Raw genomic sequence first — 11,569 nt, 5'->3', positions numbered from 1 at the left:
AATGGTGGAACAGCAATAGGATAAGCGGTGGGAAAAGGAAAGACGCTGAGGATGAGCTCCCAGCGTCTTTTATATGCGTTTTTTAGCGAGAAAGATAAACTTTAACCGTATCATCATAGATGTTGAACTTGCTGTTTATTCTAATAAAATCTTCCGTGGAGTTTGTAACCGTATTATTTTTTAGTGCTTCTAGATTTGCTTCAGTGAGTTTATTATAAGTAATTGCATAATTGGACCCTGGGCCTGAATTTTGCCACGGCAAAAACTGTATGGGCCGTGCCACTGCTTCAAAATGATTATATTGAAATGTAGGGTTTAGCGCTCCGCTTGCGAGGATTCCTCTTAGGTTTCGAGTACCGTCAGTGATTTTGCGGAACACATTATTTTCTATTACAGCATTAGACCAGTTCATTACACGGATAGCATCATTACGCATATTTTCAATCGTATTTTGTCTGAATGTGATGTGGTCGTGATAGGAGCCGCCTGAATATTTATGTGTGCCAACAGAGCGGTCAAGATTCTTAAATATGTTTTTCTCAATGGTCACATAGCGATTTGGTGTTTTATCATACTTGCTCCACTGCTGGCTCCAGCCCTGCGTCTCTCTATCCGGTGTGTCAAGGTTAATCGCTTCCTTATTCTTGTTCGGGGATGCGACGGAGTTCTCAAATACATTATTCTTTATCGACGCATTGCTTGTCGCGTCCATTTCGATGAAATGTCCCGACTTCATATTCTGAAACCGGATATTTTCCACTTTTATGTTCTGGTTATGCCCGGCTATGATGGCGATGTTATCATTATTAAACCTTAAATCGATAATTGCAGTACCCTTCCCGATGAAAGAGATATTTTTCTCCCCACCATATTTTCCGTATACACCTTTCTTGGCTGACAAGGAAGGACGAATCAATTGGAAAATGGAACGGGAAGGGCCGAAGGACTTAGTGCCTGTGACATTGCTTTTGACAATTTTAACTCCATCTTCAAGGATTATTGTGACATTCGATGGAACATATAATGTGTTAGATACACTGTATGTCCCCTTCTTAAGAATGAGTGTTCCGCCTTTTTGTTTCTCGAACTTCTCTAAATATGAGCGGATTACATAATAATGCTTTGTGGATTTATTATACGTACTGAATTTCATGAATGCCCCGCTCAAAGGATTGCTCTTATCTGTAATCGAGTAGGTTGGCAGAGTAGCAGCGGATGAAGTAATTGGAACAGCTGCAAAGATTACTAGGAATGATAGCAAAAGCAGTCCAATAATTTTTTTCATGATGAGGTCCTCCTAATTTTGTATTATATTACTATTTTAGATTATATAGGAAGTTGGCCGAGAAATACGATATTTTTTCCATCAATTCCTCTTTTTTTATAAATCAATCCCTCAGAGGTTCTGTAATTAATGCTCAAAAATTTTTATATTAGAATAGAGGAAAAATCTTTCGCATCTCGAATTATTAAGGTGGACAATTTTTAGATAATTTGGGGGGACCATGCATGTTAACCTTTTCTAAACCAGATGTGGAATATTTCTTTCAGACCTTCGGAATTCAAACCTTTGCTGTAAGCCCGGATGAGTCCCAGCTGGTTTTCAGTACAAACTTTAGTGGGAAATATAATCTTTGGGCAATGGACCTGCCTAATGTATTTCCATATCCGTTAACCTTTGAAAATCAGAGCATCAGCGAGCTTGTCTATGACAAAAATGGAAAGTTCATTGTTGCGGTTATGGATAAAGATGGAGATGAAAATGGCCAGATCTATGCTTTGCCTCCACAGGGAGGGCAAATGAAGCCTGTTCGTTTTGCTGATAATACCAAGCAGATGATCCCTCTTCTTTCTGAGGATGGAAAGCGGTTATATTATACATCCAACAAGGAAGATTCGATGTTCTTAAAAGGTTATTGCTATGATTTAGAGACAGAAGAAGAGAAAGTAATCGTTCACGGGCAAAAAGGACCTACCTTTTTGACAGGGAAGAGTCCGGATGAGAAAAAGTTTTTGTATCTAAGAACGTTTGCCAATACATATTCTCTTGCATATGTACTTGATGGAGAGGAAGAAATTTTGCTGACTCCTTCAGCCGAGCCGCAGCACACTGTTTCAGGAGCGGTTTTTGTTTCGGAGTCTGAAATTTATCTGATTACCAATTTTGAAGAAGATTTATCTTATCTGGCAAAATTCGATCTTCAAACCAGGACATTTGAAAGAGTTCAGGCAATAGAGGGAGAGGATTTTTCAGCTCTTGTGTATGACAAGTCGACAAATGCGCTTTATATCTCTAGCCAAAAGGGAGTCCGTGATCATCTATTTAAATATTCCATTGCGAAAGGGTCTATCGAAACCATTGAAATCCCGACAAGTGTAGTGGAGTATTTCAAGGTGTCCGAATCTGGAAATGTCTACTTGCTGGGCCGTACGGCCACTCGTCCGTTCAACATTTATAAAAGGGAAAATGGCGAATGGAGTACGCTCACCAATTTCGGTGTGCCTGGAGTTAAGGAGGAGGAACTTGTCCAGCCTGAAGTGCTAACTTATCCATCCTTCGATGGTTTGAGCATTGAAGCACTATTTTTTAAGGCGAAAGAGGAAAATAGCAATGGGCATGTTATATTATGGCCGCATGGTGGCCCTCAGGCAGCAGAGCGTGAAAGCTTCCGGTCTCTCTTCCAGTTTCTTGTACATCGGGGTTATAGCATCTTTGCTCCTAATTTCCGTGGTTCTACAGGTTATGGACTAAAGTTTACAAAAATGATTGAGGCGGAATGGGGACATGCTCCTCGATTAGATAACGTGGAAGGATTGGAGTATTTGATTAAAGAAGGCTATGCGGACCGGGACAAGATCCTGTTAATGGGTGGGAGCTTTGGCGGATACATGGCGCTGCTCCTGCATGGCAGGCATCCTGACTATTTTAAGGCTGTTGTCGATATTTTCGGTCCAAGCAACCTGTTTAGTTTTATCGAGTCAGTTCCGGAGCACTGGAAGCCTATGATGAAACAGTGGGTAGGCGACCCGGTTGAGAATAAGGATAAGCTAGAGGAAGATTCACCTATCACCTACCTGGATACAATGACTAAGCCTATGCTTGTTATCCAGGGGGCAACTGATCCTCGCGTGGTTAAGGCAGAATCGGACCAGATCGTAAAGGCTTTGAAAGAAAAAGGCAGAGAAGTGGAATACCTAGTCCTTGAGGATGAAGGTCATGGATTCTCCAAAAAAGAAAATGAAATCAGGGTATATCGTAAAGTACTAGAATTCCTGGATTCACATATTTAATTGGGCAAGCGGTTCTTTCTTATGTCTGAAGGGACCGCTTTTTCATTAAGCCGGGGCTGTTCGTATTCTTTATTCAAAATGGGAATAACACTGTGAGTTTGAAGCGACACTTCAATCGACCGGGAAACTGCCAATGAATATCAATATGATAGAATCATAGCAAAACGAAGAGGGGCCAACATGATGAAAGAAATACAGGAATTTCTGCGAAAATACCAGAAAGATATGAATTGGCATATAACTGATCAAAACTATGAAGAAACGAAGACATCATTACTGCATAATTATTTGCTGCTTACGACTGAGATAGGGGAAATTGCCGAAGAATTCAGGTCTGTTTTCAATGCTACAATAAAAAACAGTGAAGCGGAAGATATACAACATGCATTTGAGATAGCGAAAGAAGCGCATAGAGAAAATATAGGGAAGGAAATTGCTGATTGTATTGCATATCTGGTGAAATTTGCGAATTATTTTAATATCGATATGGATAAAAGCTTTTATTCAAAAATGGAAGAAGTCAAAAATAGGGTCAATAAAGATGCATAATGCTCAGGGGGAAATACAGTCTGCCCTAGAATAGGGTGAAGTCGACTCTTTGCGGCAGTCGGCTGCCCACTTTACTTGCTCTAAGAATCCTTGCAGGAAGTATTGGCTGGTATGTGGAATTGAATCTAGGACACAAATAATATCTTACAAAATATTACTATTTCTCAGAGGGGGAAAGTTATGGTTTTGAATCCTAAGATGAAATTCTTTTTGGAAAATTTATTGCCTCAGGTTCCTGAAGGATACGCACCGACTTTGGAGGATGTAAGGTCCAGATTTAATACTGTGCCTGCAGGAAGTGTTGAACAAGTGAAGGAAGTATATGATCAGGTAATCTGCGGCCCTGGGGGAGATTTGCCTGTCCGTATATACATACCTGAAGGTGATGGTCCTTTTCCTGTTGTTGTATTTTTCCATGGCGGAGGATTTGTTTCCGGCAGCATAGAAAGCCATGATCCAGTATGCAGAAGTATTGTAAAAGCATCCAAACATTTACTGATTTCTGTCGAATATAGGCTTGCCCCAGAAAATCCGTTTCCGGCAGCAGTATACGACTGTTATGCAGCCACAAAGTGGGCGTATGAGCATGCTGATGACATCAATGGAGACAAAAATAAGGTTTCCGTAGCGGGTGACAGTGCGGGAGGAAACCTGGCCGCAGTGGTTTCCATCATGGCAAAAGAAGAGCGCGAATTCAAAGTACACAGGCAAGTCCTTCTTTATCCCGCCACCGATCATTATCATCCGAAGAAATACAAATCGTATGTCGAAAACGAAAGCGGTTACTTTTTAACGGCTTCTTCTATGTCGTTTTTTAGTAAAATGTACGTTCTGAATGCCAATACAGAAGAAAAGAGGTATTACTTGGCGCCTATTACTGCCCCAGATTTAGGAGGACTTCCGCCTGCACTTATTATTACTGCTGAATATGATCCATTACGGGATGAGGGGGAAGCATATGGGGAAAAACTGAAGGAAGCAGGTGTAGAAGTCGATATTAAGCGATATGACGGCCTGATTCATGGGTTCTTCAATCTATTCAGCCTGATGGATTCGAGCGTTGACATTAAAGAAGTTTATGAGCTAATTGGGGATTTCCTTAATGCAGGAACAATACAGAATGTAAATGTATAAACCGGGAAAGGAGTATTGGTAGTTTGCCATACTCCTTTTATTGTAGCTTTCTAAAGGACTTTTTGATAATCAGACTAAAGATGTAGGTAATCATCATTCTATTTCACGTAGTGGCGAGTTGTTATAGGGTTTACCTTTAAGACAAGAAATGTTGAAAATAGAAAAATAGAAAGCAGGTAAAAACTATGAAAACTGCAGCGCTGGTCTATACAGCAGCCATTGTGAATGCTTCAATTGTTGGGCTGTCCTTTCTGTTAACAAAAATTGCTTTAGAAGCTACATCTCCAGTTGACGCATTAGGATACCGCTTTTTCTTTGCTTGGCTTCTGTTAAGCATTTATTGGGCCTTTTCTGGAAAGAGAAAAATATCAGTAAAGGAGATGGATAAGAAGTCTTTGCTCTTTCTGGCTATGCTGGCAGTTTTCTATCCAATCTTCTTTTTCAGCTTTCAGGCTTTTGGATTGGATTATACATCTTCAGCGGAGGGCGGGATAATCCTTGCCTTTTCACCCGCTTTAACCGCTTTGATGGCTGCCATCTTTCTTAAAGAGAAAGTGAACATTCTGCAAATAATATTTATTTCCCTTTCCATTTCCGGTGTAATCTACATTTTTATTATGAACGGAGCCACCTTTGATGTGTCAGAATCCCGATTTATTGGAATCTTCTTTTTGCTGCTGTCCTGCTGCTCAATCTCCGGCTATGCAGTTCTAGGAAGGTATTTGTCCATCACATTTAACCCGATTCATTTGACCTACATTATGGCATCGTTTGGTTTTTTATTTTTCAACACTTATGCTTTCGCGACAAATATCAGCAATGGAAGTATACGGCAGTACCTATTTTTATGGAGAAAAGAAGAATTTCTATACTCCGTCCTCTTTCTTGCAATCTTTGCGACAATCTTAACTTCCTTTTTGTCTAATTATATCTTGTCAGTCTTATCCGCGTCGAAGATGGGTATCTTTTCGAATCTTTCAACTGTAATCTCCATCCTCGCAGGGGCAGTATTTTTAGACGAACAGATTAACATGTACCATGTTTTTGGTTCGATCATGATTATTGCAGGCGTTATAGGGACTAACCTATTTAAAGAACAGCCCAATAGACGTAAAAACGAAGGATTGGCAAGCGGAGGGGTCCCGCAAGACGTGGGAGAACCAGTTATTCCTTTGACTGAGGAAAAAGGGAATAATCGGTATTAGCCATTGCTCCCTTTTACTTTAAATACTGAACGGATTCCAGCCCATATTGCAATTACAAGGCCACCAGCAGTGTCGGATATTAAATCAATCATAGTATCGGAATTGCCGCCCCCTTGCAGGGTAAGGCCAAAAAACTGATCTGAGCTGAATTCGTACATTTCCCACAGAACCCCCCCGAGGACTGCGAGGGACCAAATGAATAAAAAGACGAACCAGGGCGAAATGCCGCTGTCTGCGTTCCTGTGGATGAATCGCTCATATAGCGCGATTGCCAGAAATGCAAGGAGTACACCGCTTAAAAAATGAAGAAATGTATCCCACCAGCCAAGACCATACCAACCTCTTAACGATCCCAGGTATTGAGAAGCGAATAGGAACACCAAATAGGAAACGACTAACGGCAGGTTGAAGTTAAGCTTGAAAAAAATGGCTAGAAACAATGGGATTAGCCCGCAAGCTATACCGCCAATCGCAACAAGGAATCTAAAGGACTGGCCGGCAGAATTATAATAAAGTGCAAGCACCGCCATGAATAAGACATAAACAAAACTTAGGGCGGTGACTAATTTTCGATTCATACTATCACCTCGATCCTATATCCTTATTTTATTCAGACTTGCATAAATCGCTACAAGTAGACCGCCCGCTAAACCAGCCAATAAATCATACATCGTATCTTTGTTTCCGCCCCTTTGCATTGTATCTGTATAAAACAAATCGCCGGCATATTCGTAAATTTCCCATAGGGCACTGGAAGAAATAGCGAGTGACAGCACAAAGAGAACAACGATAGTCCTGGAAACTTTACTTCTTGCTTGTTCCGGTATAAGCAATTTATACAGTGCTATAGCAAAAAAACCAACATACAGTCCTTTGAAAACGTGCAACGTTGTGTCCCACCACTTGTAGTGCAAATAAAATTTTGCTATAGAACCTAAATAGGAGGAACAGAAAATGAAGACAAAAAATCCAACAATAAGATATGCGTTGAAAGGAATTTTTTTCTTGAACAGTAGAAGAAGCGGGAGGGCACTGACAAAAGTTCCGCCAAGAGCGACCTGCCATTTAGAAGCATCGCCTTTATTAATGTAATAAATCATTAAAACTGCCATAAACACTATGAACAAGGAGCTCAATATTATAATTAATTTCCGTTTCATATCATCACGCCCAATCCATTGGAATCCTTACAATTATGTCCATATAACACGCAGAGAATGCTTTGAGTAAGGAAACAAAAACTCTGTAAAAACCTTGGGATGCTTTTTATGAAAAAGCGAGTGGCAATTGGGGATGTTTAAAGATCCTCAAAAGGCAAAAAGTGGTGGTGATATTTGGTTTGTTATCAGTGAAAAGGGAGGGTAAATATTGTTTTTTGTTAACGTAGAAGCTGCGGTAAACAGACAGGGGTAAGGGTTATCATCCAAAGAAGCAATAAAGAGGAACATGCTGGTGGATTGCTCTCACTTATGGGTGGGAAAAGTGGACATGTCGGGCGCCAAGCCTGATGTATTAGAAGCTACGATTAAAAGAGAAGTGTATGAAGAAGTGGGAATAAAGGTTTGTCGGCAGTTTACATATATCAACAGCATCATTTGTCAACCGAACTTGGTGAGGCCATAGTAAATATTGTATTGTTATTTGAATTTGCTGAGGGAGCACCGTTGCTAAAAGTCCTAATGAGGTAGCTGCCGTGATGTGGATGACGGCTGAAGAAATTATGGACCATCTTTTATTACCTGTATATTTAAAAGACTACGGTTCCAAAGCTGAGATTACATAGGGGATGACGGTTTAATTAACCTTTCTGCATTAGTTTTGTATAGCTTGTTATTAATGAGTGGACAATATCAACGTTTTTAGTGATGGCAGTGTTAATTCCGTTGAAACATTAAGGGTTGAGTCATCATACGGGTAATGAAGGATCACTCACCAAAAATGTGGAAGAATGGATCTTCATATGGGTGATGAAGGATCTTTTCAATACAAGGGACGAAATATGTAATATTGGTCCAGTAAAATGACAAGGATGGTCTTCCATAAAGCCATCCTTGAAAAGTTCCCATATTGTTTTAGCGTTTGCGGGGCTCGTAGTGCAGATCCTTAAAAAGTTGATGCAGTTCATCCTTGCTTAGGTCTCTCCATTGGCCCACTTTCAGTCCATCAAGGTGAATGTTCATAATTCTGATTCGCTGAAGGCGCCGGACTTCATAACCGAGTGCCGCGCACATTCTCCGGATTTGCCGGTTTAAGCCCTGTGTCAAAATAATTTTGAATACATATTTGGATAGCTGGATCACTTTGCAAGGCAGTGTCTTAGTATCCAGTATCGCTACTCCCTGTGACATTGATTTCACAAAAGAAGGAGTAATAGGCTTGTCTACAGTTACAATGTATTCTTTTTCATGTTTATTTTCTGCGCGCAGAATTTCATTCACAATATCTCCGTCATTCGTCAGCAGGATTAATCCTTCTGAATCCTTATCTAGTCTGCCAATATGAAAAATGCGAAGAGGGTGATTGATGAAATCTACAATATTACCCTTGATATGGCGTTCAGTTGTACTTGTTATTCCTACTGGTTTATTTAGTGCAATGTAAACATTTTGCTGTTCCACTGTGACAGGTTTGCCGTCCACACGGACATCGTCACCAGGTTCAGCCTGGCTCCCTAATCCGGCTACGACCCCGTTTATGGTCACTCTTCCTTCTGCAATCCATTTGTCTGCGCCGCGCCTTGAAGTAATCCCCGACTCACTGATGTATTTATTGATCCTCAAAAAAAGCACACCTTTATTTATTGATTTATGTTTTTAAGATAACTTAAATTCAGTTACATATACAAGTATCAATTCAGTCCATAGAAAAAGGAAAGGCTGGCAACGCGGCTGGAGCAACGGCTAAAGCTGCTGCAAGCAAGAAGAAAAGCCATAAGCATTTGTTTCAACATGTTAGTGGCTTCATAGAAAATATATTTTTTTCGGATATTGTTGGGTTAATTAATTTACAGGGTCGAGAATAGAGGCAGGCAGATAGCCTTCCTTATTATCAGATGTCTTAATTTTGGTCCTTAACACATCTCGTTCCAGAATTTCTACCTTTACGTCTTTTTTTACTTTGATAATCTGTTTGTCCTTTTCGATATTTTCCACGCCTTTTAAATCATTCAATTCTATTAACTGGTATAACTCATCATAGGCTTCAGGAGTCAGCGCCAGATAAGCATCCTTTTTGATTTGGGCTTTATCACCTTTTAGAAGTATGTTATCTTTTATTTTCCTTTCTCCTTCTTTATAGGTGTCCTTCATGTTTTGGGCAAGTCCTGGCGTTTCCTTTTTTACTTGATCAGAAACCTTGCCTGCTGTTTCCTTTATATTTCCTGCAGCTTCTTTTGATGCTTGTTCTATTTGCTTGGTTGCATCTTCTGACTTTTGTTCCGCTTCTTCCTTGCTGCAGCCTGCAGCGAGAAGGATGCAGAAACTGAGAGAAACAGTTAAGCATTTTTCGATGGCGGTCACTTGCTATCCCTCCTCATTATGATATTGTACGATACCACCTATATAGAGGATTAAACCAAATAGAACAGGCTTAATTTTGTCTCTCCAATGTCTTTATGATTGTTAGAAAAGGGAATTGTGTGATTGGAATCAATTTTATGAACAGCAAAAGCCTATTTTTTCTACATTCCATTATCCATAGAGTTCTTATGATGACAATTTAGATGAGGGGGATTCCGAGCTTATTTACTATAAAAAGGTAATTGCGTACTGATGCTTCTTGTATCAAAGATTCTACACATATTGAGTAACCGTTAGGGGTTTCTTAGCAATTTTATGTTAAGCAAAATATAGCTATTTGCCGCGTGTATAATGGTAGCATTGAGCAGAAAAAATAGTTTATAAGTTTTCTAAATTCGCAAATTTGGAAATAAAATTCTCTCTCCAGGTGATAATTTTAATTACAGCATGATTTTTCAGTGTCTTGTTGTCTACTTATGCCCGCAAATTCCCTACTTATGCTCCATCAAAAAGGTTTTATGCTTGTTATTCAGAATTTACGCTCGAAATCTACCATATATGCTCGATATCCAATATTTATGCCCGAACTCACCACCAGATATTTATAAATTTATAAGGAAAGCACCGTGGACATGCAGAATAAATTCTGCATGTGTAATTGAATATCAGGAGGTTTTTGGGTTGAATTCATTGTTAGTAGCAGTGATACTGTGTATTAAGAGCGCATGAGTTCCTGGCATCGAGTGATTGGTACTGTGATGTTTTTGGGGTTAACATAGGATGGATTGGGAAGCGGGCGGTTATGCCGCATTAAATAGTGGGGAGACACCTTTGACTCTAGTACGGTCAGATAAGGCGGAAACTGACCATTCAGACGGAGGGTAACTTTTTTTCGCCAAATTTCGAAGATGTACATTGCCATTTAATCGAAAACAAGGTCATTGCTGGTTCGTTAATAGAAAATGGCAGGGTCTGGAGGGCAACCAGTTAGAGATATGCCATTTTACAGAAGCCTGATATCTACCATCTTGTTTCTGGGTAGATAGCTATCCTTTACTAAGCAATTATTTTATTAACAAACCAGGTTTAATAGCTTATATTTTAGAATCTGTGATAAAAAACGATATGTTAAACAGTAAGAAATTGTATAATGCAGGATATTTTTTTCATAATTAGGTTTAGTTTCATTCCGTTTGGGTACATTCATAATGTAGGGAATATAAATCCAGGAATATGGGAATCCATATGGATTCGAAAAACTTCGAGGATTTGTATTGCTACAATGGTTGCAGGATTTGCTTTCTTTGACGAAGTGATTTTGTCTATCTGATATTCAGTGGTTATCTGTCAGGTATTGGCGGGCAGGCTGCTGAATAGGGCAAGTCTTCTTCCATGATACCCTTTCAAAGGGTAAAAAAGCCTTTACCGCCTTGGTACAGGCTTTTTTATATTTTATTGGACACTCCCGTCCGCGCTTTTTGATCACCAAAGAAAATATTACAGAAGAAACAATTAAACAGTTCATCCTTTATTTACTATCTTTTCTATACAACACAAACCAGCTAGGTACTCTGGCTTATTTACCAATCAAGAGTATTTTCCAGCAGTTTGTCTATATCTATTATATCGAATTCCGTTCCTGTAATTTCCCATGCTGCTCCATGAGTCGCTTCCAGCAATTGGTCAATATCTATGTTTCTCATAGTTTCCCTCCTAAATTCTCATTAAATATATATGAAAAATCAATTTTGTTTTTTATCTTTTATAAAACATTGTTCGTGCATCGGCTTGTTTTTTAGTGGGTATAAAGAACTTTTTAATATTTGTAAACTAATTGTTACGGTTGCGTAATGTAGGCGAGCGAGCAGGCAG

10 protein-coding genes are annotated in these 11,569 nt (G+C 39.5%); 4 read left to right on the top strand and 6 right to left on the bottom strand.

All coding sequences use genetic code 11. The annotated features are described in order from the left end of the window. Positions 1-82 precede the first annotated feature (82 nt). Positions 83-1,285, bottom strand: coding sequence for a right-handed parallel beta-helix repeat-containing protein (locus V1500_RS16575; RefSeq protein WP_409300910.1), 1,203 nt, complete (start codon positions 1,283-1,285; stop codon positions 83-85). A gap of 224 nt (positions 1,286-1,509) precedes the next feature. Here V1500_RS16575 and V1500_RS16570 point away from each other — a divergent pair, with 224 nt between their 5' ends. The 4 genes from V1500_RS16570 to V1500_RS16555 all read left to right on the top strand — a co-directional run bounded on the left by V1500_RS16570 (position 1,510) and on the right by V1500_RS16555 (position 6,179). Next, entirely contained in the window at positions 1,510-3,291 is a 1,782-nt protein-coding gene (locus tag V1500_RS16570; RefSeq protein WP_409300908.1) for a S9 family peptidase, read from the top strand. Between the two features lie 180 nt (positions 3,292-3,471). Continuing rightward, positions 3,472-3,840, top strand: a complete 369-nt coding sequence (locus tag V1500_RS16565) for a hypothetical protein (protein ID WP_409300907.1) — start codon at positions 3,472-3,474, stop codon at positions 3,838-3,840. Positions 3,841-4,020: 180 nt separating this feature from the next. Then, complete coding sequence (locus V1500_RS16560) at positions 4,021-4,974, top strand: alpha/beta hydrolase fold domain-containing protein (protein WP_409300905.1); 954 nt, start codon at positions 4,021-4,023, stop codon at positions 4,972-4,974. Between the two features lie 185 nt (positions 4,975-5,159). Continuing rightward, positions 5,160-6,179, top strand: a complete 1,020-nt coding sequence (locus V1500_RS16555; RefSeq protein ID WP_409300903.1) for a DMT family transporter — start codon at positions 5,160-5,162, stop codon at positions 6,177-6,179. Here V1500_RS16555 and V1500_RS16550 read toward each other — a convergent pair. The 5 genes from V1500_RS16550 to V1500_RS16530 form a co-directional block, all read right to left on the bottom strand. Continuing rightward, on the bottom strand, positions 6,176-6,757 hold the full coding sequence (locus V1500_RS16550) for a hypothetical protein (RefSeq protein ID WP_409300901.1): 582 nt from the start codon (positions 6,755-6,757) through the stop codon (positions 6,176-6,178). The genes V1500_RS16555 and V1500_RS16550 overlap by 4 nt on opposite strands. A 15-nt stretch (positions 6,758-6,772) precedes the next feature. Continuing rightward, entirely contained in the window at positions 6,773-7,339 is a 567-nt protein-coding gene (locus tag V1500_RS16545) for a membrane-spanning protein (RefSeq protein WP_409300900.1), read from the bottom strand. Positions 7,340-8,251: 912 nt separating this feature from the next. Further along, complete coding sequence (rluF, locus tag V1500_RS16540) at positions 8,252-8,959, bottom strand: 23S rRNA pseudouridine(2604) synthase RluF (RefSeq protein ID WP_409300898.1); 708 nt, start codon at positions 8,957-8,959, stop codon at positions 8,252-8,254. A 219-nt stretch (positions 8,960-9,178) separates the two neighbouring features. After that, a complete protein-coding gene (locus V1500_RS16535) occupies positions 9,179-9,697 on the bottom strand; it encodes a hypothetical protein (RefSeq protein WP_409300896.1) in 519 nt (172 codons plus the stop codon). Positions 9,698-11,277: 1,580 nt separating this feature from the next. Then, positions 11,278-11,400 carry a hypothetical protein gene (locus V1500_RS16530; RefSeq protein ID WP_409300894.1) on the bottom strand — a complete coding sequence of 41 codons (123 nt, stop codon included), beginning with the start codon at positions 11,398-11,400 and terminating at the stop codon, positions 11,278-11,280. Positions 11,401-11,569: the final 169 nt, after the last annotated feature.

This window comes from Peribacillus sedimenti, assembly GCF_046237635.1.
In the GTDB taxonomy this organism is placed as follows: Bacteria; Bacillota; Bacilli; order Bacillales; family DSM-1321; genus Peribacillus; species Peribacillus sedimenti.
Note: the sequence above shows the minus strand (reverse complement) of the source record. Positions and strands in the feature narration are given on the sequence as shown.

Excerpts from the sequence above, each read along its gene's own strand:
- V1500_RS16575 (WP_409300910.1), bottom strand. The coding sequence starts at position 1,285 with ATGAAAAAAATTATTGGACTGCTTTTGCTATCATTCCTAGTAATCTTT.
- V1500_RS16570 (WP_409300908.1), top strand. The coding sequence starts at position 1,510 with ATGTTAACCTTTTCTAAACCAGATGTGGAATATTTCTTTCAGACCTTC.
- V1500_RS16565 (WP_409300907.1), top strand. The coding sequence starts at position 3,472 with ATGATGAAAGAAATACAGGAATTTCTGCGAAAATACCAGAAAGATATG.
- V1500_RS16560 (WP_409300905.1), top strand. The coding sequence starts at position 4,021 with ATGGTTTTGAATCCTAAGATGAAATTCTTTTTGGAAAATTTATTGCCT.
- V1500_RS16555 (WP_409300903.1), top strand. The coding sequence starts at position 5,160 with ATGAAAACTGCAGCGCTGGTCTATACAGCAGCCATTGTGAATGCTTCA.
- V1500_RS16550 (WP_409300901.1), bottom strand. The coding sequence starts at position 6,757 with ATGAATCGAAAATTAGTCACCGCCCTAAGTTTTGTTTATGTCTTATTC.
- V1500_RS16545 (WP_409300900.1), bottom strand. The coding sequence starts at position 7,339 with ATGAAACGGAAATTAATTATAATATTGAGCTCCTTGTTCATAGTGTTT.
- V1500_RS16530 (WP_409300894.1), bottom strand. The coding sequence starts at position 11,400 with ATGAGAAACATAGATATTGACCAATTGCTGGAAGCGACTCATGGAGCA.